This is a genomic window from Ruegeria sp. CDSA033 (assembly GCF_059612305.1).
Window position 1 is genome coordinate 136691 of the sequence record NZ_JBXWQI010000008.1, and the last position, 24920, is coordinate 161610.

The 24920-nt window shown below is 58.1% G+C and carries 22 protein-coding genes; 12 read left to right on the forward strand and 10 right to left on the reverse strand.

Annotation, left to right across the window (positions count from 1 at the left end):
* Positions 1–28 precede the first annotated feature (28 nt).
* Positions 29–2515, forward strand: a complete 2487-nt coding sequence (locus tag AC2FLA_RS12605; protein ID WP_496722589.1) for a penicillin-binding protein 1A — start codon at positions 29–31, stop codon at positions 2513–2515.
* Here the strand turns inward: AC2FLA_RS12605 and AC2FLA_RS12610 are convergent.
* On the reverse strand, positions 2509–3348 hold the full coding sequence (locus tag AC2FLA_RS12610; protein ID WP_496722591.1) for an aminoglycoside phosphotransferase family protein: 840 nt from the start codon (positions 3346–3348) through the stop codon (positions 2509–2511). The genes AC2FLA_RS12605 and AC2FLA_RS12610 overlap by 7 nt on opposite strands.
* A 71-nt stretch (positions 3349–3419) precedes the next feature.
* On the opposite strand from AC2FLA_RS12610, the gene prfB reads away from it, so the two are divergent.
* The 3 genes from prfB (at position 3420) to AC2FLA_RS12625 (ending at position 6948) form a co-directional block, all read left to right on the forward strand.
* The gene (gene prfB, locus AC2FLA_RS12615) at positions 3420–4547 is read left to right on the forward strand and encodes a peptide chain release factor 2 (RefSeq protein WP_058277539.1); all 1128 of its coding nucleotides are present in this window, start codon (positions 3420–3422) and stop codon (positions 4545–4547) included.
* Positions 4548–4737: 190 nt separating this feature from the next.
* Positions 4738–6132 carry an amidase gene (locus tag AC2FLA_RS12620; RefSeq protein WP_496722592.1) on the forward strand — a complete coding sequence of 465 codons (1395 nt, stop codon included), beginning with the start codon at positions 4738–4740 and terminating at the stop codon, positions 6130–6132.
* Between the two features lie 33 nt (positions 6133–6165).
* Positions 6166–6948 carry a DUF2189 domain-containing protein gene (locus AC2FLA_RS12625; RefSeq protein ID WP_496722593.1) on the forward strand — a complete coding sequence of 261 codons (783 nt, stop codon included), beginning with the start codon at positions 6166–6168 and terminating at the stop codon, positions 6946–6948.
* 5 nt (positions 6949–6953) lie between these two features.
* On the opposite strand, the gene AC2FLA_RS12630 is transcribed toward AC2FLA_RS12625, so the two are convergent.
* The 3 genes from AC2FLA_RS12630 to AC2FLA_RS12640 all read right to left on the reverse strand — a co-directional run bounded on the left by AC2FLA_RS12630 (position 6954) and on the right by AC2FLA_RS12640 (position 10357).
* Positions 6954–7694, reverse strand: coding sequence for a helix-turn-helix domain-containing protein (locus tag AC2FLA_RS12630; protein WP_496722595.1), 741 nt, complete (start codon positions 7692–7694; stop codon positions 6954–6956).
* Positions 7695–7977: 283 nt separating this feature from the next.
* Positions 7978–8538, reverse strand: a complete 561-nt coding sequence (gene ilvN, locus AC2FLA_RS12635) for an acetolactate synthase small subunit (RefSeq protein WP_108860398.1) — start codon at positions 8536–8538, stop codon at positions 7978–7980.
* A gap of 67 nt (positions 8539–8605) precedes the next feature.
* On the reverse strand, positions 8606–10357 hold the full coding sequence (locus AC2FLA_RS12640) for an acetolactate synthase 3 large subunit (RefSeq protein WP_058274261.1): 1752 nt from the start codon (positions 10355–10357) through the stop codon (positions 8606–8608).
* A 423-nt stretch (positions 10358–10780) separates the two neighbouring features.
* Here AC2FLA_RS12640 and AC2FLA_RS12645 point away from each other — a divergent pair, with 423 nt between their 5' ends.
* Together AC2FLA_RS12645 and AC2FLA_RS12650 are read left to right on the forward strand one after the other, a co-directional pair.
* Positions 10781–11626 carry a HalD/BesD family halogenase gene (locus tag AC2FLA_RS12645; RefSeq protein ID WP_496722598.1) on the forward strand — a complete coding sequence of 282 codons (846 nt, stop codon included), beginning with the start codon at positions 10781–10783 and terminating at the stop codon, positions 11624–11626.
* Between the two features lie 48 nt (positions 11627–11674).
* Entirely contained in the window at positions 11675–12058 is a 384-nt protein-coding gene (locus tag AC2FLA_RS12650; RefSeq protein ID WP_282120498.1) for a bleomycin resistance protein, read from the forward strand.
* 83 nt (positions 12059–12141) lie between these two features.
* Here AC2FLA_RS12650 and AC2FLA_RS12655 read toward each other — a convergent pair whose 3' ends face one another.
* Both AC2FLA_RS12655 and AC2FLA_RS12660 read right to left on the reverse strand, forming a co-directional pair.
* Entirely contained in the window at positions 12142–12789 is a 648-nt protein-coding gene (locus tag AC2FLA_RS12655; protein ID WP_496722600.1) for a response regulator transcription factor, read from the reverse strand.
* Positions 12786–14219: a cache domain-containing protein gene (locus AC2FLA_RS12660; protein ID WP_496722602.1), complete on the reverse strand. Its 1434-nt coding sequence runs from the start codon at positions 14217–14219 to the stop codon at positions 12786–12788. The genes AC2FLA_RS12655 and AC2FLA_RS12660 overlap by 4 nt, the downstream gene beginning before the upstream one ends.
* A gap of 248 nt (positions 14220–14467) precedes the next feature.
* On the opposite strand from AC2FLA_RS12660, the gene AC2FLA_RS12665 reads away from it, so the two are divergent.
* From AC2FLA_RS12665 to AC2FLA_RS12675, 3 genes are all read left to right on the forward strand, one after another.
* Positions 14468–15550, forward strand: a complete 1083-nt coding sequence (locus AC2FLA_RS12665) for a TRAP transporter substrate-binding protein (protein WP_496722604.1) — start codon at positions 14468–14470, stop codon at positions 15548–15550.
* 121 nt (positions 15551–15671) lie between these two features.
* Complete coding sequence (locus AC2FLA_RS12670) at positions 15672–16598, forward strand: TRAP transporter small permease subunit (RefSeq protein ID WP_496722605.1); 927 nt, start codon at positions 15672–15674, stop codon at positions 16596–16598.
* A gap of 17 nt (positions 16599–16615) precedes the next feature.
* Positions 16616–18970 (forward strand): TRAP transporter large permease subunit, encoded by a 2355-nt coding sequence (locus tag AC2FLA_RS12675; protein WP_109311367.1) that lies wholly within the window; start codon positions 16616–16618, stop codon positions 18968–18970.
* A 138-nt stretch (positions 18971–19108) separates the two neighbouring features.
* Here the strand turns inward: AC2FLA_RS12675 and AC2FLA_RS12680 are convergent, their stop codons facing one another.
* The 4 genes from AC2FLA_RS12680 to AC2FLA_RS12695 form a co-directional block, all read right to left on the reverse strand.
* Positions 19109–19498 carry a VOC family protein gene (locus AC2FLA_RS12680; RefSeq protein ID WP_496722607.1) on the reverse strand — a complete coding sequence of 130 codons (390 nt, stop codon included), beginning with the start codon at positions 19496–19498 and terminating at the stop codon, positions 19109–19111.
* Between the two features lie 6 nt (positions 19499–19504).
* Entirely contained in the window at positions 19505–20329 is an 825-nt protein-coding gene (locus tag AC2FLA_RS12685; RefSeq protein WP_109311356.1) for an arginyltransferase, read from the reverse strand.
* Positions 20330–20406: 77 nt separating this feature from the next.
* Complete coding sequence (locus AC2FLA_RS12690; RefSeq protein WP_058274521.1) at positions 20407–20838, reverse strand: RDD family protein; 432 nt, start codon at positions 20836–20838, stop codon at positions 20407–20409.
* Between the two features lie 65 nt (positions 20839–20903).
* Positions 20904–21326, reverse strand: a complete 423-nt coding sequence (locus AC2FLA_RS12695; RefSeq protein ID WP_108858373.1) for a DUF2852 domain-containing protein — start codon at positions 21324–21326, stop codon at positions 20904–20906.
* A gap of 147 nt (positions 21327–21473) precedes the next feature.
* On the opposite strand from AC2FLA_RS12695, the gene AC2FLA_RS12700 reads away from it, so the two are divergent.
* From AC2FLA_RS12700 to AC2FLA_RS12710, 3 genes are read left to right on the forward strand one after another with little or no spacing between them, the layout of a single operon-like run.
* On the forward strand, positions 21474–21863 hold the full coding sequence (locus tag AC2FLA_RS12700; RefSeq protein WP_496722610.1) for a DUF4440 domain-containing protein: 390 nt from the start codon (positions 21474–21476) through the stop codon (positions 21861–21863).
* The gene (locus AC2FLA_RS12705; RefSeq protein WP_496722612.1) at positions 21860–24649 is read left to right on the forward strand and encodes a [protein-PII] uridylyltransferase family protein; all 2790 of its coding nucleotides are present in this window, start codon (positions 21860–21862) and stop codon (positions 24647–24649) included. The genes AC2FLA_RS12700 and AC2FLA_RS12705 overlap by 4 nt, the downstream gene beginning before the upstream one ends.
* A complete protein-coding gene (locus AC2FLA_RS12710) occupies positions 24636–24908 on the forward strand; it encodes a hypothetical protein (RefSeq protein ID WP_472723947.1) in 273 nt (90 codons plus the stop codon). Before AC2FLA_RS12705 ends, AC2FLA_RS12710 begins: the two co-directional genes overlap by 14 nt.
* Positions 24909–24920 lie beyond the last annotated feature (12 nt).

Sequence of the window (24920 nt, forward strand, 5' to 3'; positions counted from 1 at the left end):
GGCGTCACCGCGAGTAAAAGGCAGTAACGTGATCCGTTTCATTCTTTCGATTTTCGGGGCGATCTTCAGCCTCGTGACATTGGGTATCTTCATGGCCGCGCTGGTCGTCGGCGCGATCTTCTGGATGTATGGGCGCGACCTGCCCAGCCATGAATCGTTGGCGCAGTACAAACCGCCCACGATCAGCCGAATCTATTCAGGCGAAGGCCAGTTGATCGACGAGTTCGCGCAGGAACGTCGCCTGTTCACACCGTCCGAAGAGATTCCCGATCTGGTGAAGCAGGCGTTTATCTCGGCTGAGGACAAGAATTTCTACACCCACCAGGGTTACGATCCGCGCGGTATCATTGCTGCTGGTGTTGAGGCGGTGAAGTCCAAGGGTGAAACCGTTCGCGGTGCATCGACCATTACACAGCAGGTGATGAAGAATTTCCTGCTGTCCGGCGACCGCCGCGCCGAGCGGAAAATCAAGGAAATCATCCTCGCCACTCGGCTTGAGGATACGCTGGACAAGGAACAGATCCTCGAACTTTACATGAACGAGATCTTTCTGGGTCAGAACTCCTATGGTGTGACCGCCGCCGCACAGACTTATTTCAACAAGACACTGCAAGAGCTGGAGCCGCACGAGGCCGCGACATTGGCCGCGATGCCGAAGGCGCCGTCGGATTATCATCCGGTTCGGCAAAAAAAGCGTCTGCTTGCACGTCGGGACTATGTTTTGCGCGAGATGAACCAGAATGGGTATATCGATCAGGCGACCTATGAGGTCGAAGTCGAAATGCCCCTCCGCTCGGTCCAGAACGGAGATTTCGAAAGCTTCCGTACGGCGTTGCCGCCGCGTGACTATTTCACCGACGAGATACGCCGCCAGCTGAGCGACGATTTCGGCGAGGGTGAGTTCTTTACCGGCGGCTTTGCTGTCCGCGCCTCGGTCGACGAAGAAATGCAACTTGAGGCCGCCAAAGCCCTGCGCACCGCGCTGCAAAAATACGACCGCTCGCGCGGGAAATGGCGCGGGACTGGTGAAGTTATTGCGGAAGAAAAACTGACCGACGAAACTCAGTGGCGCGAAGCGTTGGCCATCATAGAAATCCCACGTGACGTTGTGCTTCCGACGCAGTGGTATCCGGCAGTTGTGATGAACGTCGGTGAACAGCAATTGACCGTGGGGATCGAGGACGGCCCGGCCGACGGCATCATCCCACGTTCCGATATCAAATGGATGCAAGGTGATTTCGCAGCGAACTTCAAACGTGGCGACGTCATTCTGGTTATGGCCGGGGAAGAAGGCCAGTGGTCTGCACGTCAGGTGCCTGAAGTGCAGGGTGGCTTTGTCGCGATGGACGTGAACTCGGGCCGTGTTCTGGCGATGCAGGGTGGGTTCTCGTATCAGGATTCGGTGTTCAACCGCGCCACGCAGGCACAGCGCCAACCGGGTTCCAGCTTTAAGCCTTTCGTCTATGCCGCCGCACTGGACAGTGGTTATAGCCCCGCAACCATCGTTGTGGATGCCCCGATTGAGGTGAACACGCCCCAAGGACTGTGGAGACCCAAGAACTCGTCGAACAAATTCTACGGCCCAACGCCGCTGCGCACGGGGATCGAACAGTCACGGAACCTGATGACCATTCGTCTGGCGCAAGAGGTGACTATGCCTGTTGTCGCTGGCTACGCGGAACGGTTTGGTGTCTATGACCGTATGGGTGCGTTCCTGGCGAACTCGCTGGGGTCGGAAGAAACCACGCTGTACAAGATGGTCGCCGCCTACGCGATGTTCGCCAACGGCGGTGAGCGGGTGGAGCCCACTCTGGTCGACCGTATTCAGGATCGGTTCGGCAAGACGATCTATCGTCACGACGACCGTCAGTGCTTGGATTGTAACTCGGCCTGGCTTGAGCCGGACGAGTCGCCCACCATCGAGACCAATCGCTCTCAGGTCATGGATGCGATCACCGCATATCAGCTGACGTCGATGATGAAAGGTGTGGTGGATCGTGGGACCGCGTCCAGTGTTGTCAATCTGCCGGTGCCGACTGCGGGTAAAACGGGTACGACGAACGAATCCAAGGATGCGTGGTTCATCGGCTTCACCTCGAACATCGTTGCTGGTTGCTATATCGGTTATGACCGCCCACGTCCGATGGGGCGGGGGGCCTATGGGGGCACATTGTGCGGACCAGTGTTCCAAAGCTTCATGGAGAAAGCGGTCGAGAAATACGGTGGCGGGCCGTTTGATGTGCCCGAAGGTGGTCACTTCATCAAGATCGACCGCTTCAGTGGCGCGCGCCTGCCTGCCGATGCTTCCGGTGACTATGTAGTGGCCGAATATTTCCGCGATGGCGTCGACGGCTTTATCGACCGTGTCTATGACGGTGGCTTTGCGATGGGCTCCGACCTGCCTCTGTTCGAAGAGGCCAACTCTGGCCGTCAGGTCACCACGTCGACTGGCAACACAATCACTGTTGGCCCCAACGCCAGCCAGGGTGATCTGCAGGGCGGCGGTCTTTACTGATCCGCTACCTGCAGGAGTAGGTTCAACAGGTCTTCTTCCGGGTCATTTGTGACGGTGCCATCTGCGCGCCAGAAGATCGACAGAGCACATTTCGCGGCAGCCCATTGGGCAAGTCGTCTTTCGTTAACCCGCATGGCGGTCGCGTATAGCGCTAGGCCAATATCAATCTGTTCAGGGCGCCGAACCAACTCTGGCATGCCTTTTGGGTGGCGTAGGGCGTTGGCCAGCTCAAAAGCCGGATCACCGATGTACCCCTTGGCGTCAAATACCCGAGGCCCGGCGGGTGTTGCGATCACGTTGTCATGATGCAGATCCCCGTGCAGCGGAACAACCGTATCCTGCGTGTCCAGAAGGTGACGGCCAATGCTGATCGCCTGCATCATGTCGCGCCTTAGCCCAGTCGGGCAGTCATCTGCGAATTGGCAGTCGAAAACTGGCGCGAAGACTTCCTGAAGCGGTTTCAGCCCGATCGCGTTGATGGTCGGGCTTTGGTGCAGTCGATCCGCTGCCGTCGCCAGACCACTTATCGCCTTATCAGGGCAGCTCGACCGCGCGATGTCCCCAAGCGATGGCCCTTCAAGCCATTCCGTCAAAACGGCGTTGGGGGCCTCGGCCAATATGTGCACAGCGCCCCGGTTACGCCACAGATGCATAAGGTGCGGACCAGCTGTTTCATTGCCACGGTTTGGCCGGCGATAGATCTTGATGGCGGCAAGCGTGTCGTCCAAAGTCCGGACCCTCCACACCTGTGCATGCCCTGTATCCGCGACGGGCTGTGCGTCTTCCAATTCCCATCTGGTCAGAAACTCGTTCAGCGCGTTTTGCATTCCCATGTCGCCCGTCTTGTGGTGGCCCGCGCCTCTTGCTATCACGCAGGCCTGATTGAGCAAGTTGGGACAATACCATGCGCGCCGAAACCCAGAACACCGTGGCGGAAATCGAAAAGTCGCTGGAGCTGCTGGCGCAGCGCATGGACTATGAGACCGCTCCTCATCGTCTTGAGGAATTCAACGCGCGGGTCGAAGATCCCAACCTGTGGGACAACCCCGAGAACGCGCAGAAACTGATGCGCGAGCGTCAGATGTTGGTGGATGCCATTGAGACCTACGAATCCATCAAGACCGATCTAAGCGACAATATCGAGCTGATCGAACTTGGTGAGATGGAAGAGGACGAAGAGGTCGTCACCGACGCCGAAGACGCCATTCAGAAATTGGGGGCGAAGGCCGCCAAGAAGGAGCTTGAGGCGCTGCTGGACGGCGAGGCCGACGGCAATGACACGTTCCTTGAAATCAACTCGGGTGCCGGTGGCACCGAAAGCTGTGACTGGGCCTCGATGCTGGCGCGGATGTATGTCCGCTGGGCTGAGAAGAAGGGGTACACTGTCGAGCTGCAGTCCGAGACTGCGGGCGAAGAGGCTGGCATCAAATCCGCCGCCTACAAGATTTCGGGTCACAACGCCTATGGATGGCTGAAATCCGAAAGCGGCGTGCATCGTCTGGTGCGCATTTCGCCATTTGACTCGGCAGCCAAGCGGCACACTTCGTTCAGCTCGGTCTGGGTCTATCCGGTGGTCGACGACAATATCGAGATTGAGGTGAACCCGTCCGAAATTCGCATCGACACATATCGGTCTTCGGGCGCGGGTGGTCAGCACGTGAACACCACGGACTCGGCGGTTCGAATTACGCACATTCCGACAGGGATCGTCGTGACCAGTTCTGAGAAGTCGCAACACCAGAACCGCGATATTGCCATGAAGGCCCTGAAATCGCGCCTGTATCAGCAGGAATTGGACCGTCGCAACGCGGACATCAACGCGGCACATGAGGCCAAAGGTGATGCGGGCTGGGGCAACCAGATCCGGTCTTATGTTTTGCAGCCCTATCAGATGGTCAAGGATCTGCGCACCAACCATGAGACATCCGACACCAAAGGTGTACTGGATGGCGACCTGGATGGGTTCATGGCTGCCACCCTTGCGATGGATGTGGCGGGCAAGAGCCGCTCCGAGGCACAAGGCGACGGCTGAGACGCCGCAAGGGGGCGCTGCCCCCGTCTCCGCAGGCGGAGACTCCCCCGGGATGTTTTTGGCCAGATGTAGCTGATCCGTGCACTGCGGTGTGCATGGTAAAAGATATATGTAAAACACGGGTTTAAATGGGGTTGCGGCCTCGCTAGGCTGATCGCGACTTGGTAACACTGAATGCGATGGGTCCCGGATGGATTTAAGTCAGACAACCGCAACTGCCTTGTTGGCGGCGCTTTCGGCCCGGCGTCTCTTAGCCGCTGATCTGATGCGTGAAACCTTGGATCGCATTGCCGCGGTCAACCCGCCTCTGAATGCGATTGTTGCGCTGCGCGATGAAGAGGCGCTGATGGCCGAGGCGCGTGCGCTGGATGCGGGACCAGTGACAGGCCCGTTGCATGGGCTGCCGATCGCGGTCAAAGATCTGGTGAATGTCGCCGGAGTGGTGTCGTCGCAGGGATCACCGCTGTATCGCGATCATGTACCCGAACAGGACGATCTGATAGCCGCACGAATGCGGGCGGCCGGCGCAATCCTGATCGGTAAAACAAATACGCCAGAGTTCGGCTTGGGCTCGCACACGTTCAATCCCGTTTATGGCGCCACACGTAACCCATATGATCGCTCTAAGACATGTGGTGGATCATCGGGCGGGGCAGCTGTTGCGCTGGCCACCGGGATGGTGGCGCTGGCGGATGGCTCTGACATGATGGGCAGTCTGCGTAATCCAGCGGCCTGGAACAATGTCTATGGGTTTCGCCCAAGTTGGGGACGTGTGCCGCCTGAACCAGTGGGCGACGTATTCCTTCACCAGTTGTCCACGCTTGGCCCGATGGCACGAGCTCCGGAAGATCTGGGTGTGATGTTGGACGTGATTTCCGGACCTGACCCGCGGCATCCTGCAACCTCGCACAATGCTGCAGTGTCCCCGGTTCAGGCGGCCGATCTGTCCGGTATGCGGATCGGTTGGCTGGGCGACTGGGGTGGGGCGATGCCGTTTGAGGATGGTATTTTGGACCTGTGCCGGGATGCGCTGTCTGTTTTCGCACAGCAAGGGGCGCAGGTTGAAGCTGTTGCGCCGCCCTTTGATGCGGAACGCATATTCGAAAGCTGGTCGACCTTACGATCCTGGAGCGTGGCGGCAGGTCTGGCCCCGCAGTCTGAACAGCGGGCGCAGTTGAAGGACACGGCGCAATGGGAACTTGACCAGGGGCAAGCCTTGACGGCGATGCAGGTGCATCAGGCGAGTGTTGTACGATCGGATTGGTTCCGGCGCGCGACTGAACTGTTCGAAGGATTTGATGCGTTGATCCTGCCGTCGACTCAGGTCTGGCCGTTTGAACTTGAGCTTCCGTATCCCACTGAGATTGCCGGTAATAGCATGGATACCTATCACCGCTGGATGCAGGTCATGATTCCAGTCAGCTTGATTGGCTTGCCGTGTCTGTCGGTGCCGGTGGGGTTTGGGGCAGGAGGGTTGCCGATGGGCATGCAGGTCTTTGGCCCACGCGGCGCGGATGCGGATATATTGTCAATCGGGGCCGCGTATCACGACGCGACCGGGTGGCCACAAAACCGACCGGCTTGAGGAGAGCGCCGGAAACAGGAGGAAAAACAGAGCATGGAAAAACCCTTTGGGGTTCCGGATATGGGACCTGTGGATACCAGAATGCTGCGCGAGGCGTTGCGCCGTGCCTGGGCTGATTTTCGTCGAGCACCTGTTTTTGGACTGTTGTTCGGTGGGTTCTATGTGTTGGCTGGCCTGGCCATGGCGTGGGTCACGGTGCAGACGCAGACGTCATTCTGGCTGGTGCTGGCCACCATTGGCTTCCCATTGCTCGGCCCTTTTGCGGCAGTAGGGTTGTATGAGGTGTCACACCGGCTAGAACAGGGTGAACCTTTGGATTTCAACGAGGTTTTCGGCGTTGTCCTGCAGCAGAGCCGCCGTCAATTGCCATCCATCTGCGCGATTATCGTGGTGATTTTCCTGTTCTGGTTTTTCCTGGGTCATATGATCTTTGCGTTGTTCATGGGGCTGTCGACCATGACCAACGTCTCCAGTTCGCTTGAGGTCTTTATGACGCCCAATGGCCTGACTATGCTGGCCGTCGGCAGCGTCGTGGGGGCCATTTTCGCGCTTATTCTATACATGATCACCGTCCTTTCGATCCCGATGTTGCTGGACCGGGAACTGGACTTCGTGACCGCGATGATTGCCAGTTTCAGCTATGTCCGGTCGAACCCGAAGATCATGCTGGGGTGGGGCGTGTTCGTGGCCGTTGTGACGTTTGTGGCCATGATTCCGTGGTTTTTGGGGTTGTTGATCGTCTTGCCGTTGCTCGGGCATGCCAGTTGGCACCTGTATCGTCTGATCACTCTGGCAGGGGCCGGGATAGACGCCTGAAGAGCCTATGCAGCGCTTTGCTTGAGCCGCTTTGCAGCGCGCGCCGCAGGCAGGGCGGCCTTTGCCTGAGTGCCCAGATAGTTCAGCGAAATCCGGCGCATTGTGGTTGCCTGAGCGTTGGATTTGGACAGGCAAATTGCAATCCCGCGCCACCGCTCGGAATTTTCTTCAGCGCCGCGCGTTACAAGGTAGATACGGCTGTTTTGGGCCGCGCGGCTGGACATAAGGATAAAAATCTGCCGCCCGGCGCAAGCCGCGATGCCCTGTACTTCACGTCTGGTGGTGTCGGCAGGTATCCCCTCATTTTCGGGCTCATAGCTGCGCACCAGCGTGCATTGCGGCAAACGGCGCGTGTGGATAAGCCGGTGTCTGGTCGCAGGAGATCCGTCCAGTCCCGTTTCCGTCGCATAATAAAAGCCCGCCGGAAGCAGGTTTTCGGTTAGCGTTGAGGGGCCGGACCCCAGGAATTCAGTCAGGGCCGAAGCCGCCGGATGTTCCGGTGGCGTTTCAATTTCGTCCAGAGGCCGCAACAGGATACGAGCGTCGACCTCGAAAAACCGGCACATGCGATCCAGTACATCGGGGCGGGGAAAGCTTTCGCCCGCCAGATATCTGTTGAATTGGGTCCTGTTGATGCCCAGTTGACGGCACAGCTCGGACACGGACGAATATTGCCGCGACAATTGCCGCAGATTGTCGCCGAACATCCGGCGCAATTCATCAGGACTGCGGATACTCATGGTCATTTCTGTCCCAGGTTCCAGAGTGTCATTTCAAAAAGCGCGACGCACCCGACCTTTTTGGCCGTGCATGCATTCACAATCGTACTGGTAACCCCAGCTGGCGCATCCCAACACCACGCTACGCCCCCGAAGTTAACGGCGGGGCAGGCAAACGCAATAGGCTTTACGTCAATTTGTATGATCTTTTTGGGCGGTCATGCTCACAAGCAACATACAGCGGTATTGTTTGAACATGTCCTGGGACTGCGCCTCGCCCAGGTACCCAAGGGGGGGCGAGGCGAAAAAGTCAGTCGCCGCGCAGCAGGGCGGCCACGCCGGTGCGTGCAATCTCGACAAGGCCCAGCGGACGCATCAGATCGGCAAAGGCGTCGATTTTGTCCGGGGCACCGGTGAGTTCAAAAATGAACGAATTCAACGTGCTATCGACGACGCTGGCGCGAAAGATATCGGCCAGACGCAGCGCCTCGACCCGCTTGTCGCCCGCGCCGACAACTTTGATGATCGCCAGTTCCCGCTCGACCGAGGGGCCTTCGACAGTCAGGTCGTGAACCTCGTGCACCGGAACGATACGGCCCAATTGGGCTTTGATCTGCTCGATCACCTGAGGGGTGCCGGTGGTGACGATGGTGATGCGGCTTAGGTGGCCAGTGTGATCCACCTCGGCGACGGTCAGGCTTTCGATGTTGTAACCCCGGCCCGAAAACAGTCCGATCACGCGGGCCAAAACACCCGGTTCGTTTTCAACCAGAACCGCAATCGTGTGACGCTCCTGCACGTCCGAGAACGTGGGGCGTAGGTTATAAGCGGAATGGCGCGTTGCACCTTTTTTGATATGTAGGGCAGACATTTATGTCCCTTTCATAATCCTGTGATGGTCGGGTGCCAGTGCACCCGACAAAATCCGTCGAATTGTGTCAGACCAGAACCGAGCCTTTGGAATCGATCACGCCCTGCGTCTCGGCCTCGCCCAACAGCATTTCGTTGTGTGCCTTGCCCGACGGGATCATGGGGAAGCAGTTCTCGTGCTTTTCGACCAGACAGTCAAAGATCACCGGACCGTCATAGTTGATCATCTCCATGATGGCGTCATCCAGATCGGCCGGATCGGAACACAGGATACCCTTGGCACCAAATGCCTCGGCGAGTTTGACGAAATCGGGCAGGGCCTCGGACCAGGAATGCGAGTACCGCTCGCCATGCAGCAGTTCTTGCCACTGACGCACCATGCCAAGGCGTTCATTGTTTAGAATGAACTGTTTCACCGGCAGGCGATACTGTGCGGCGGTGCCCATTTCCTGCATGTTCATCAGCCAGGAGGCTTCGCCCGCGACGTTGATGACCAGCGCGTCAGGGTGCGCCATCTGCACACCGATGGAGGCCGGGAAGCCATAGCCCATCGTGCCCAATCCGCCCGACGTCATCCAGCGGTTCGGATCTTCGAACCCCAGATACTGCGCGGCCCACATCTGGTGCTGACCGACCTCGGTGGTGATGTAACGGTCGTGCTTTTTGGTCAGCTCTTCCAGCCGTTCAAGCGCGTATTGCGGTTTGATAGTCTTTTCGCTGTTGGTGTAGGCCAGACAGTTCACTTTGCGCCATTCGGTGATCTGATCTTGCCACTTGGCAACCGACGCCTCATCTGTCTTGCGGCCACGCGCTTTCCAAACTTTCAGGATATCCTCCAGCACATGTGCAACATCGCCGACAATCGGGATGTCCACGCGGATCACCTTGTTGATCGAGGACGGGTCGATGTCGATATGGGCCTTTTTCGAGTTGGGCGAGAACGCGTCGATCCGCCCGGTGATCCGGTCATCGAACCGCGCGCCGATGTTGATCATCAGGTCGCAGTCATGCATCGCCAGATTGGCCTCATAGAGACCATGCATACCCAACATTCCCAGCCAGTTCTTACCGGACGCCGGGTATGCGCCAAGGCCCATCAGGGTCGAGGTGATCGGGAAGCCGGTCGCATCAACCAGTTCGCGCAGCAATTGGCTGGCCGCTGTGCCGGAATTGATGACGCCGCCGCCGGTGTAAAAGACGGGCTTCTTGGCGGTCTCAATTGCGGCGACCAGTTCGGTGATCTCCTCCAAATCACCCTTCACTATCGGTTGGTAGTGCGAGGTCGAGGGCTTTGGAGCGCTATAGTCACCGGTTGCGAACTGAACGTCCTTGGGGATATCGACAAGAACCGGACCAGGGCGGCCCGAGGTGGCGACATGGAATGCCTCGTGCATCGTGTCGGACAGCGAGTCCGTATCCTTGACCAGCCAGTTATGCTTGGTGCAGGGGCGGGTGATGCCAACGGTATCAGCCTCTTGGAACGCGTCCGAGCCGATCATGAACGTCGGAACCTGTCCGGTCAGAACCACAATCGGGATCGAATCCAGCAGCGCATCTGTCAGACCAGTCACGGCATTTGTCGCGCCGGGGCCAGAGGTCACAAGGGCAACGCCGGGCTTGCCGGTCGAGCGGGCATAGCCTTCGGCCGCGTGCACCGCGCCTTGTTCATGCCGCACCAGAATGTGACGAATATCGTTTTGCAGAAAAATCTCATCATAAATCGGTAGCACAGCACCGCCGGGGTATCCGAATACCGTGTCCACGCCCTGATCCTTGAGGGCTTGAACTACCATCTTTGCGCCGGTCATCTCACGTGTCATCTGCTTTGCTCCGTTCGCGACATGTGTCTTGCGTTTAGCATAAAAAAAGCCCCCGAGATTTTCGGAGGCGCATGGGTTCGATTATGGTTTACCGTTACCGGCCCATGCGCGTGGTTCCTACGATTACGACTAGCGTTCTCATCGCCAAAGGCTCCTTCTTTGCGTGCAGGGACATTATGAGCCGGGGCAAGGGGCGTCAACAGGCTTTTGCACCAATTTTGTAACTCTGGGGGTGAATTCTACGACATTTTATTGCGCAGATTGACGCATGCAGGGAATATTCAGGAAAAATACCCCCTTTGATCTCCAGATTTCTGCCTTGAGGGTAGTCAAAAAGCGGCATCGCGATGTCCGAAACAAGCATGATGAGCAGTTTTGACTGCGGCACCCTGAGAGTGACCGAACAAAGAAGGGAGGCGGAGGATGATCCATGATCTGGTTGATCTGGGGCGGTATCCGATCGATTGCCCGGACTCGCACGCATATGAACGACTGATCGGTGATCTGCGCCGCGAGTTGGATCAGGACGGTTGTGCCGTTTTGCCCGGTTTTATCCACGCCGAAGGTTTGGCGCAGCTATTGAAAGAGGCGGATGCCGTAGCCGAAATGGCGCATCGGTCTTTCAACCGCACCAACGCTTATTTTTCACAGGATGATCCTCGGTTGGATCTGAACCACCCAATACGCAGATTCTATGACCGGTCGAACGCCTTCGTTCCGGCGGATAACTTTCCCAAATCGGGTCCGCTGCGCCGAATCTATGAATTCGAGGGCTTTTTGCCGTTCATACGCGATGGGCTGGATGAGCCGGAGGATCGGTTCTTTCGCTATGACGACCCGCTGGCGGATGTGATTGTCAACGTGGTCGAGGAAGGGCAGGGCTTTCCCTGGCATTTTGATACCAACAACTACACCGTGACACTGGCCATCCAGAATGGCGAGACGGGTGGCGCCTTTGAATACGTGCCGAACCTCCGCAGCGCCGAGGACGAGAATTTCTCATCCGTGGCCTCGGTGCTGGATGGAAACCGGGCGCTGGTCAGGACGTTGGAGCTGCGGCCCGGAGACCTGCAGATATTCAAGGGCAGATACGCATTGCACCGGGTCGCCCCGGTCCAAGGGGCGCGCAGCCGATATGTCGGTATCTTTTCTTTTGTCGAAGCCGAAGGCATGTGTGGTGGGGTTGAACGCACCAGGCAACTTTATGGGCGGGTTCTGCCGCATCATCACCAGCGTGCTGGATTGCGCAAGGATCAGTTGTTGGATTAACCGGTCGCGGGTTACAATCGAGAGCAGGAGCTACTGTCGGAGGGGCATATGCCGGAATTGCTACAGCTCACGCCATTTGTTCTGTGTTCGTCACTGCAAAAGCAGATTGATTTCTATTGTGATCGGTTGGGATTTACCTGCGGTTTCAGGCAGGACAATTACGCCTTCCTGTCGCGTGGCAAGGTCGCCATTCGCTTGCTTGAATGCCCGCCGCGCGATGATGGTCGTGCCTTGGGGGATGATCAGTCCTTTTACATCGATGTGGCCGGGATTGATGATCTGTATGAAACCCTCAAGGCAGGGTTAGCTGATTTACCAGAGGGGCGCGTGCGTCCGCCGTTTGATCAGCCGTATCAACAACGCGAGTTTCACGTTCTGGATGAGGACGGAACACTGGTGTTTTTTGGCGAAGGTTTGCGAGCAAAATCTTGAGTTAAAAAGCTCCCGCTCGTCGTCGATGCGCCTTCGGCGCACGTCCTCCAGTTGGGCCAGGCAGCGCATTCCGCGCTGCGGGATCAGAAGCCGGGGCTTGTGCCTTGCAGTACGCCATGTTCAAGCGCATAGCGGGTCAGGCCGGCGGTGGATGAAATCCCAAGTTTGCGCCGGATGTTCTTGCGGTGCGTTTCAACGGTTCGAACCGAGATATCCAGCGCTGCGGCGACTTCCTTGTTGGATTTGCCCTGCGCCAGTTCCAACAGAATTGTCTGTTCGCGCCCGGTCAGCGCCTCGCGGGCGCTATCGCCTTTGGGCTGAAGCGATCCGCTGGCCCCGGTGCACAGGTACTGCTCACCACGCATAACGGCGTCGATGGCCTGTTTGATCTCATCCGTCGGCACGTCCTTGAGAACGTATCCGCTGGCGCCGTGGCTGAGCGCGGTCGATATGTATTCGGGGCTGTCATGCATGGACAGGATCAGAATGCGTGTCCGGGGTAGGCGTTCCAGAATGATCTCGGTCGCGCTGAGCCCGCCTAGACCGGGCATGTTCAGATCCATCAGGATCACATCGGGCGCAAGACCGGTCGCCTGATCAACGGCCTCTTGCCCGCTGCCCAAGGTGCCGACCACCTCGATCTCATCATAGCTTTCAAGGATCGACTGAATCCCTTCGGCGACCATGGGGTGGTCGTCAACGATAAGAACCCGGATTGTCTGATCGCTCATGTACCAGCCTTTCGGTTAGGCGTTGCGTCCTCTTGCGGCGGCAGCATGTGGCTCAGAGGCAGGCTGACCTCGATCACTGTGCCGCTGCGTGGGGCGCGTGATGACAGAATGCGCAGCGATCCGTCAAGCTGTTCGATGCGTTCCTGCATGTTGCGCAGGCCGATACCGGGGTTGGCGGGGTCTGGTGTGGTGCGCAACCCGCGGCCATTATCGGTAATTCGCATTGTCGCGCCTTTCTTGTGGCCGCGCAGATCAATTGTAACACGGGTCGCCCCGGAATGACGCTCAATATTGGTCAGCGCCTCTTGGGCGATGCGGTAGAGGGCGATCTTGCTGTCCTGATCCAGCCGGTTGCGGAACACCACAGTCGAGAATTCGGTTTCGATCCCGGTGCGTTCGCAGAAATCGTCGGTCAGCGCCTTGAGGGCAGGGCCGAGGCCCAGATCGTCCAGCACGCCGGGCCGCAAGTCGCGGCTTATGCGGCGGACCTCGGTAATGGCAGCGCCCAGATTGTCGATGCCCTTTTCCAGAGGTGCCTGCGCCCCGGTTTCGTCACCGCGAGACAGGCGACGGCGGGCATTGTCCAGCGCATAGCGGACACCGACGAGGATCTGGCTGATACCGTCATGCAATTCGCGCGCCACGCGCCCACGCTCTTCCTCTTGCGCATCAAAAACCCGCTGCGTCAGTTCCTTGAGTTTAGCATCTGCCAAGCGGCGCTCGCGGACGTTCAGCAACATGCCCGAGGTGAAGACAACCAACACCGCGGCAAGAACAATTGCGCCTATATACGAGAAAGTCCGTTGCACTCGGGCCTCGACCTCGGCCCGCGCGTTGGCGACTGTCGCGACGATGTCGTCGATGAAAACTCCTGTGCCGACAGCCCACCGCCAATCCTGCAGGCCGACCACATAGGCGATCATTTGCGCTTCTTCCCCGGTCGAGGGTTTCTGCCACATGAAACTGTGCCAGCCCGCACCCTGGCGGGCTAGCCGGATGAACTCGTCCACGATGGGGGTGCCATCACTGTCGGTCAGACCCACCCAGTTTTGGTTGATGAATTCGGTCTGGCGCGGACTGACAAGGTTGTTGCCGTCATAGTCATAGACGAAAAAGAACCCGTCCTTGCCGTAGATCATCGCTGACAGGATTTGTGTCACAAGGTTCTGTGCCACCTTGTCTTCAGTCGATGCGCGCCCATAGATATAGGCAAACCCGTTTCGAGCCTGCGTGACATAGTTCTTAAGTTCTTCTTTCTTGGCTTCAATCAGTCGCCGCTCAAGCGCTTCAATTTCACGTTCGGCGGTTGCCCGGGATTCATGAACCACGAAGAACGCAATCGCGGCCACTGCGACGACCAGAGGGATCGCCGCCACAAGCGACAATTTCTGGCCGTAGGTCAGTGAAATCAGATTACGGAATCCCCTCATAGGCGAATCGATACGCAAGCAGGCGACAAATTGCAAAATTTTTGGTGAATTGGCGCATATGAGAGGGCCGGCGCGCAGAATTATTTTGCATTTGTCACGGTTTGCACCCGGGAAAACATCAAAAACGCGATCCCCTACGTAGTACTAGGTATTCACATTCACATCTTGGTCATTAGGCTGACGCGCACTGAAAACGACTACGCCCGGCAATTGCCCGGGTTTTGAATATGTAGGGGAGGAACACTCATATGGATCGTCGTTCATTTCTAAAAACATCTGCTCTGGGCGGCTCGGCAGCTGCAGCCACCACGCTGGCGGCACCGGCATATGCGCAGGGTAAGCGCACGCTGACCATGGTAACCTCGTGGGGTCGCGGCCTGGCGGGTGTTTTCGACAGCGCACAGCGTTGCGCTGACAGCATCACTGCGATGTCGGACGGCAACCTGACCGTTGACATCAAGGCTGCCGGTGAATTGGTTGGCGCATTCGAAGTCTTTGACGCGGTTTCGTCGGGTCAGGCCGACATGTATCACGCGGCGGACTACTACTTTGTTGGCCAGCACCCGGGCTATGCCTTCTTCACCGCTGTTCCGTTCGGCATGACCGCTCAGGAAATGGTGAACTGGTACTATCAGGACGGCGGCATGGAGCTGCATGACGAGCTGGGCCAGATATTTGGTCTGAAGTCGTTCCTGGCAGGTAACACCGGCGCGCAGGCGGGTGGCTGGTACTCGAAAGAGATCAACGGTCCAGAAGACTTCCAAGGTCTGAAATTCCGTATGCCCGGTCTGGGTGGCCAAGCTCTGGGTAAACTGGGCGCGTCCGTGCAGAACATTCCGGGTTCGGAAGTGTATCAGGCGCTGTCGTCCGGCGCGATCGACGGTACCGAGTGGATCGGTCCGTGGGCTGACGAAAAAGCCGGTTTCCAGGAAATCACCAAGGTTTACTACACCGCCGGTTTCCACGAGCCGAACGCAGGCCTGTCGCTGGCAACCAACCGCGACGTGTTCGACAGCCTGACACCCGCTCAGCAGAAGATCATCGAGATTGCCGCTGCCGAAGCACACCAGTGGAACCTGGCACAATTCCTGGCCAACAACGGTGCCGCTCTGCAGCGCCTGCAATCAGGTGGCGTCAAGGTCATGGAATTCCCGGACAGCGTTTGGGATGCATTCGGTCAGGCCAGCCAAGAAGTGCTGGACGAAAACATGGGCGACGAGCTGTTCAAGAAAATCCACGACAGCGCCATGGCGTCGTCGGCATCGTCGGCTGGTTGGCTGGACCTGTCGTCGGGCGTTTACACAACGCAGCGTAACCGCGTTCGCGGCTAAACGTTTTCCAAACGATCAATTGGTTTCCCCGCTTTCGCGGGGAAACCTTTCTCTGTTGCGTATGCGCGGACCCATCAAACCGCTATAATCAGCAGTGCAACTGATACGACCTGGGGACAACATGCAGGACGAAAACGGTATCTCGTTCTTCGGCGCCCTGTGGAACGGACTTGTGTGGTTCGTTCAAAACATTGCCGAAGCCTTCTATAATTTCGGATACGCCATCACGCATCCGCAACTCTGGCTGAACTGGTCGGACAAAGAAGCGATCATGCGCTTTGTCTATTACGGTGGATCGGTCGAGTTCTTCTTTGTGGTTTTCACCATCTTCCTGGTTCTGACAGCCATCGGGCTGTACTACCGGAATTTCATGTGGGGCATGGTGCGAGGCCTGGAAGGGTTCGCCAACACCACCGGGCGTTTCTTTGCCTGGGCCGGTTTGTTGATGGTCATTCAGCAGATCGTCATCGTGTTCATGCAACGTGTGTTTACCCGCCCGGATATGTCGTTTGGACTGGGTATTCCGTTTCAGATGGATATCAGCTGGTTCGCGGAAGAGCTGAAACTCTATAACGCGATGGTCGTCTGCCTGTGCTGCACATACACATTCGTGCAAGGTGGTCATGTGCGAGTTGACCTTATCTATGCCGGTATCAGCCACCGCGCCAAACGCGTGGTCGACATGTTGGGTGCGGTTTTCTTCATGATGCCAATGGCGGTGCTGACCTGGATGTATGGCTGGTACTTCATGTGGCGGCACCTGATCGTGCCGAAACCGTCGGCCAGTGACACGCTGGATCGTTTGGTGATGAAATCCCGCGCGCTGCGCTGGAACATTGAAACCATCGGGTTCAGCCCAAATGGGTTCAACGGATACTTCCTGTTCAAGATACTGCTCGTGGCCTTTGCCGCGATGGTATTCCTGCACGCGATCGCATTCCTGTACCGCTCGTATCTGGAATACGTGGAAGGGCCGGACAGCGTTGGAAAATATCTCGACAAGGACAGCCTTGGCGAGGGTGAAGAAGCCTACGAAGGCGCACATTAGGGACGGAGACCCAGACTATGTTATTCGGACTTGATGGCGTCGAGATAGGCCTCATTATCGTATTCTTCTGCCTCTTCGGGGGCATCCTTTCCGGGTTCCCGGTGGCTTTTGCCATCGGTGGGGCCGGTATCATCTCATTCGGGATCATCGCCGCGCTGGACAGTGCCGGTCTGTTAATACACCAGGCAATTGATACCAGTTCCCAAGCATACCGAGACCTTGTGAATTCGGGCGTCAAACCGGACACGGTGTCGGTGTTCCGCTTCCCGGACTTACCAAGGATCGCCGAGCCGGTCTTTGTGCAAGGCTGGGAAACCGCGCTGGACCGCAATGTCTCGTTCATCGTGAACCGCATGAACGAACGCGTTCTAGCGGGGCAGTCTATTGAGACCCTGCTGGCCGTCCTGATGTTCGTTCTGATGGGCATCACGCTGGAACGCTCAAAGATCGCGAACGATCTGCTGACAACAATGGCGCGCGTCTTTGGACCGCTGCCGGGTGGTCTGGCCGTGTCGATCGTGGTCGTGGGTGCATTCCTGGCGGCCTCGACCGGTATTGTTGGTGCGACCGTGGTAACCATGGGCCTGCTGGCGCTGCCGACCATGTTGCGCAACAACTACTCGCCTGAACTGGCGACGGGTGTGATTGCGGCATCGGGCACGTTGGGGCAGATCATTCCGCCGTCCATCGTGATCGTTCTGTTGGGCACCTTGGCGGGTGATCTCTATTCAACTGCGCAGGAAACACGCGCTCAGGACGCAGGCTGTACCGATGCGCTGACCTATCTGGGGGAACCGGCTGTGGTATCGGTCGGGACGCTGTTCCAGGCCGCCTTGTTGCCGGGGATCATGCTGGCGTTGCTCTATGCGCTTTATGCCTTTGGCTATGCACTGTTGAACCCTGAGAAAGCACCGGCAGTTCCAATGTCCGGCGGAAGTGGTGAGCCGATCACGCGCAGTGAAGGCCTGACTTGGTTGCTTGGTGCACCTGTCGCCCTGATCGTTGGCGCAGTCCTGCTGGGCAGCTCGGGGGTCATTGGCAGCCAGAACATCAACGTCTCGGCATTTTCAGACATCGGTGCGGGCGCGTCGCTGCGCACCAATGTTTCCGAGCAGTGCAAGGTGTCGATGATCGAGCTGCACGGACAATCCGCCTGGGATCAGGCCGTATCCGAGCAGGAAACGATTGACGCCGCAGGTGGTGTCGCCAACGCCGAACGACTGAGCGAAGAGGCGCTGGTCGAGGCGCGCGAGGCCAAGATCGCCGCTGCGGCGCCGATTGGTACTGGTGTTGCGGTGATTGTGGTTCTGCTGGGTCTGACACTGGTCATGGGCCGCGGCATTGCGCCGTCCAAACCGACGCAGCCGTTGATTTTGGGCGCTATCGGTCTGCTGTTGATGTTGCTGGTTGATGTTCTGTTGATTGCACCAACAACGTCTTCGGGATTGACCTTCGTCCTTCTGGCTTTGCCCTTTGCCTTGGCAATGTACGGCTGCAAGGAGGCGGCAGCCCGGTGTGCCACGAATGATTTGATCCGGGTGGTCTTCCCGCCATTGGTTCTGATTATCGCGGTGCTAGGATCAATTCTGGGCGGTGTGACCAACCCAACACCAGCGGCAGCACTTGGGGCGGGCGGAGCGATCATGCTGGCAGCCTATCGCAAGCTGCAGGATCAGGAGCGTTCCGGCAAGGTGATCATCTGGGCCACTTTTGCCGTGATCATTGCGCTGCTGATGGGCGTGAACTTTGATCTGCGCATCAATCAGAGCAATGTGAACTTTGAGACCTGGGTCGCCTTCATAATTGCTTACGGTGCTTATCTGTATGCCCTATTCGGTCTGTTGTTTGGGTGCTGGGTTCTGTTCACCAGCGGTGTTCTGACGCCGGTGGTGCGCGAGACGGCCAAGGTGACCTCGATGGTGTTCACCATCCTGATCGGATCGCAACTGCTGAACCTGGTGGTAATCTCGTTCGGGGGTGAGCACTATATTCAGCAGTTCCTGCGCAGCTTTGACAACGAGTTCACGGTCTTCCTGATCGTGATGCTGGTGCTGTTCATTCTGGGCTTCGTGCTGGATTTCCTTGAGATCATCTACATCGTGATCCCCATCGTGGGACCGGTGATTTATGGTGGCTCGTTCGATCCGAAATGGGTGACGATCATGGTGGCGGTGAACCTTCAGACGTCGTTCCTTACGCCGCCGTTTGGGTTTGCGCTGTTCTACCTCAGGGGTGTTGCACCCAAAGAGGTCACAACAGGCCATATTTATCGTGGGATCATCCCGTTCGTGATCATTCAGGTGGTCGGGATTGCGATCCTGTGGTTCTTCCCGTCGATCGTGACCATTGTTCCGGATCTGATCCCGAATTGATCCGGCGTACTTAACCAAATTGAAAAGGGGGGGGCCTTTGGGGCCCCCTTTGCGTTGGTGTTTGGGGGAAGGACACTGCCCCTTCTTGGTCTACGACCAATTCAACCCCGAGATATTTTTTGCCATATGAAGTGCGGATCAGGTGAACTGGATCAGATCCCAGCGATTGCCGAACGGGTCGCGCCAGACGGCGACGTTACCATAGGGCTCATTGCGCGGGTCTTCCTCGAAATGGACGCCTGCAGTGACCATTGCGTTGTGGTCACGTTGGAAATCATTCGTTTGAAGGAAAAAGCCGACACGCCCGCCGGTTTGGTTTCCAACGGCAGCGGTCTGGCTTGGGCCATCTGCCTTGGCCAGTAGCAGGGATGCGTCGCCCGAACCCGGCGGGGCAACCCGGACCCAGCGTTTACCGCCGCCGAGATCAATATCCTGTAGCAGGGTGAAACTGAGTGTTTGGGTATAGAAGGCGATCGCGTCGTCGTAGTCCGGCACCACGAGGGTGACGGCGAAAAGACTTTGGGTCATGGGATATCAGCCTTTGGTAGGGTGGCGGTCGGGCAGTTGGATGCTGGCAACCTGTTCCGCGATTGGCGCGGTGGACAAAGGGTGGCGGCTGGAATCCGTCAGTTCAGATGGGTTGTTTACGCTGATCCATTCGCCCTGGTAATAGGCCTCAAGCCCTGAGAAGCGCGCTTTGTAACCCATCTTGGGGCTGCCTGGCACCCAGTATCCTAGGTAGACATATGGCAACCCGGCTTCGCGCGCGATGTCGATGTGATCGAGGATCATATACGTGCCCAGCGAGTTCTGCGGTTGCTGGGGGGTGTAGAACGAGTAGACCATGCTGAGGCCGTCATCCAAGACGTCCGTCAGGCTGACGCCGATCAGATCTCCGGTACTTGGGTCGCCATATTCCACGACCCGGCTGCGGATCGGAGTTTCTTCGATCATCGCGGCGAATTCGAAAACGTCCATATCGGCCATTCCACCATCCGCGTGGCGGGTATCCAGGTAGCGGCGGAAGAGTTCGTATTGCTCATCCGTGGCCCAGGGTGAGTTCGCCCTGCGTTGCAGGTACGCGTTGCGTTTTGCCGCGCGTTTCTGACTTTTGCTTGGGCGGAAGGCCGTCACGTCGATCCGGGCCGACAGACAGGCCGCGCAATCAGAGCAGGACGGGCGGTACAACACGTTTTGCGATCGGCGAAACCCTTGTTGGGACAATGAGTTATTCAGCTGATCCGCACCTTCCCCCTGAAGGGCCGTGAACAATTTACGCTCCATCCTGCCCTCAAGATAAGGGCAAGGCTGTGGGGCCGTCACATAGAATTGTGGCGCGATTGGCAGCGTGTGTCGCATGAACGTTCCGTGTTTCCTTGGACCGGATGATAACAACCGATCCTAAAACCGCCAAGTGATTCACGTCGTTGAATTTTTTACGCGCGCTGGTTGATCATGACAGTTCCAAGGAACGCATCAGTAAGTCCCTGGCCACGTGCGCTGGTCAGCATCATGATGACCGAGATGATCTGAATGACCGGAAAGGCCATGCTGACAAAATACCCGGCCGTGTGGGCCACCGCTTTGCCCAAATCCATCCGGGATCCAAATGAATCGCGCAGTTCGATCCCCATAAAGCGCATGCCCAGTGTGGCCGAGCCGTTGGCGATGGTAATCACGCGATAGACGAAACTGACGACGGCGTAGATCAGGGCCAGGACGAAAAAGCCCAGACCGAAAGTCAGCAGGATGGCCACAGTACACAACAGCGAGATAAAGGCGATGTCGAACAGCCAGGCGATAAAACGCTTGGTCGCGACAGACTGGTAAAATTCTGGCTGTCGGTCTGGGTCGGGCAGGTGGGTCATATTTTGATTTCCGGCTGAGAATTTAGGACACCCTGTCCCGAATGTCGGGACAGGGCAAGGTCGGCTTAGGCGCGTTCGCCGTTTTCAGCCTCATCGTTGTTTTCACGGGCGCGTTCGTCCATGAACTGGTCAAACTCGGCTTTGTCTTTGGCGTCGCGCAGGCGGCGCAGGAAGGACTCGAATTCCTGTTGTTCGCGCTCAAGCCGAGCCAGGGTGTCGGACTTGTAGGCGTCAAACGCGCTATTGCCGGACGGCTTCATCGCACTCATGTGGCTGTGCCAGGATTTGCGACGGCTGCAGGATTTGCTGAACATGCGTTTGCTCCAGATCATATAGGCAAGAAGCGCCAGGCCAACGGGCCAGAAAAAGATGAAACCAAGGACCATGGCGGCGATCCAGGCCCCTTTGCCCTTGTCATCCATCCAGGCTTCGGCACGAGAGAGCCACCCCGGATTTTGTGGGACGGCGTGGTCGGACAATGCGGTCATTTGGGTTCTCCGGGTTTGATGTAAATTGCGTTCACATTGTCTAGATGGGGACTGAAGCGGGGGTTGCAAGAGGTCGATGTAAAAATGATTTACATTTTGAACTTGGCTACGGTTGACCTTGCTGCGGAACGGGCGCACTTTCCGCCTATGCAACATGTTGAAAATACGACACCTCCGACGCTGGATGAAATTCTAAACCTGGAAAAGCAGGTTTGGACGGCCCTGATGGAAGGCAATGCGGCTGCAGACCGGGCCTTGCTGAGCCCAGATTTTCTTGGGGTTTATCCGACGGGGTTTGCGAACCGGGATGATCATGTGGGGCAGTTTGCCGACGCGCCGACGATGGCGCGCTATGAGCTAAGCGACACCCGGTTGCGGGTTTTGACCTCGGATATCGTTCTGCTGTCGTACCGGGCCGACTATAAGCGACCCAAGGTCGAGGGTTGGGAGGCGATGCTAATCTCGTCGCTGTGGGAGCGGCGGCATGACGTCTGGGTCAACAGTTTCAGTCAGGATACGCCGCTGGAGGGGAAATGACCGGGCCTCTTTCCATCCAGCGTCTGCCACGTGCATTCGACCAGTCGCTTGGCGATGATGCGCGCGCGGCGGTCAGCGGCATTACATCCGAACAGGGCGAGTTGATCGCTGGGGCAGCAGGGTCCAGCCCCTATCTGAAAAACTTGATCGATCACGAAAACGATTGGTTGGCCTCAGCGTTGCAACACTCCGATGACGCGCTGGCCGACGTTTTGCAGGCTGCGCGAATGCTACCGCCGGATCAGTTGAAACCGGGGCTGCGGCTGGCCAAGCGACGGATGGCGTTGCTGACCGCTCTGGCTGATCTGGCGGGCGCTTGGCCGTTGGAAAAGGTGACCGCAGCGCTAACCGATTTTGGCGCGTTGGCGGCGGATGTGGCGGCCAAGGCCGAGATCGCCAACCTGATCCGGCGCGGCAAACTTCCGGGCATGGGGCCGGACGACGTCGAAACCGCCGCGGGGATGATTATTCTGGCGATGGGCAAGATGGGCGCACACGAGTTGAACTACAGCTCGGACATCGACCTGATCGTCCTTTTCGATGAGACCCGGTTTGATCCCGATGACTTCTACGAAGCGCGGCAAGGCATGGTGCGGGCGACACGCAATTTCTGCGCCACGCTCAGCGACAAGACAGCGGATGGGTATGTATTCCGCACTGATCTGCGCCTGCGCCCGGACCCAGCGGTAACGCCGGTCTGCATGGCGGCTGAGGCGGCCGAGCGGTACTATGAAAGCCTGGGCCGCACGTGGGAGCGCGCGGCTTATATCAAAGCACGCCCATGTGCTGGCGATATTGCGGCAGGACAACGGTTTCTGGATACCCTTCGCCCCTTTGTCTGGCGGCGTCACCTAGATTTTGCCGCCATTCAGGACGCTCACGACATGCGCCTACGCATACGTGAAAATAAGGGAACCGGCGGTGCACTGACCGTTCCGGGCCATGACATGAAGCTGGGGCAGGGCGGCATTCGCGAGATCGAATTCTTTACCCAGACCCGCCAATTGATTGCCGGTGGCCGCGACCCGGACCTGCGCGTGCGCGGTACAGTGCCCGGATTGGCGGCGCTTGCCGAAAAAGGCTGGGTCCCGCAGGACGTGGCAGACAAGCTGACCGACCACTACCGCGCCCATCGTGAGGTCGAACACCGTATCCAGATGGTCCATGACGCTCAGACCCACAAGGTGCCGCAATCGCCGGACGGGATAGAACGCGTCGCTTGCCTGATGGGAGTAGACGTCGACGAACTGACCCGTGACCTGACCCACAGGCTGACCGAAGTGCACGACCTGACCGAAGGCTTTTTTGCGCCCGGTTCCTCGACGCGCGCGCCAGTTGGCGAAGTGGATTTTGACCAGAACGTTCTGGCCCGCTGGACGACATATCCCGCATTGCGATCGCATCGCGGCGCGCGGATATTCGAACGCCTCAAGCCCGAGCTGCTGTCGCGTTTGGCAAAAACGGCGCAACCGGACGAGGCGCTGCGGGCGCTGGATGGTTTTTTGTCAGGCTTGCCCGCCGGCGTTCAGCTGTTTTCACTGTTTGAGGCCAACCCCCAACTGATCGACCTGCTGATTGATATTGTCGGGACATCCCACGCACTGGCGGCGCATCTGTCGCGCAATGCATCGGTGTTTGACGCTGTGATCGGCGGGAGTTTCTTTAGCGACTGGCCGGGGCAGGCCACGCTGCAGGCGGATCTGGATCAGGCTCTTTCGGAGGAAGCGGATTATGAAAGCCAGCTGGATCTGGCCCGCCGCTGGTGCAAGGAATGGCACTTCCGCGTTGGCGTTCATCACCTGCGTGGGCTGATCGATGGCGAACAGGCGGGGCAGCAATACGCTCAGCTTGCCAGCGCTGTGATCGCCGCGATCCTACCGCGTGTGTCCGAACAGTTTGCCCGTAAACATGGTCCGGCCCCGGGGCGCGGTGCAACCGTGCTGGGCATGGGGTCACTTGGGGCTGGGCGAATCAACTCGCAGTCCGATCTGGACATGATCGTGATCTATGACCCGCTGGATCAGGATATGTCCGAGGGGCCACGCCCATTGGCCACTCGCACCTATTATGCCCGGTTCACGCAGGCACTGATTACGGCACTGTCCGCGCCAATGTCGCAAGGGCGATTGTATGAGGTCGATATGCGCCTGCGACCGTCAGGCAATCAGGGGCCGGTGGCGACAAGCTGGGCCAGCTTTACCAACTATCAGCAGAACGAGGCCTGGGTTTGGGAACACCTCGCTCTGACGCGGGCCCGCGTGATCGCCGGAGACGAAGGTCTGGCCGAAGACATCGAGGCGTTCCGCACAGGCTTGCTGTCGCAACCGCGTGACCAGCACAAGGCCTTGCGCGAAGTGGCCGAGATGCGCGCCCGCTTGGACGCTGCCAAATCACCAGCAGGGATCTGGGACGCCAAAAACGGCGCCGGCCGGATGATGGATATCGAGCTGATGGCCGAAACCGGGGCGCTGTTGTCAGGGGTCGTACAGCGCGATGTGCATTCGGGTTTAGACGGCGCCGTCGCTGCTGGTTTGCTGGACGTCGCTCAGGCGCAAACGCTGAAGGACTGCTACGACCTATGCTGGTCCGTGCAATGCGCGGCGCGTTTGTTGTCCGGCAAGGTCATCGAAGCTGACAAGGTCGGCGAAGGCGGGTCTGCTTTCCTGTGCCGTGCGACTGGATTTGAACAGGTTGAACAGCTGCAAAGCGCGCTGCAAGACAACTACAGCACGGCCGCCGGGATCATTGGCGGCGTGATCAGGGACGAAAATGATGGCGCAGAGTAAAGATCCAAATGATCACAAAGGGTTGATCCGCGAGGCATATCGGATCGAAGGCATCACATTGCCTGAATGCCGCAGCATTTTTCTGGACTGGGCGCTGAGCCTGCCGGCTGAACGGGACCAATCCCAGGCGCTGATCGATCTGCATGCCGCCTATTCCCAGCAGGACGCCGATCACCCGATGACGCAAGTGCTGGCAGAGGGATTACAATCTGCCCAAGCGCCCAAGCGGCGGGGCGGTTGGCGGTCTCGCGACCGCTAGGGCTTTTCCCCA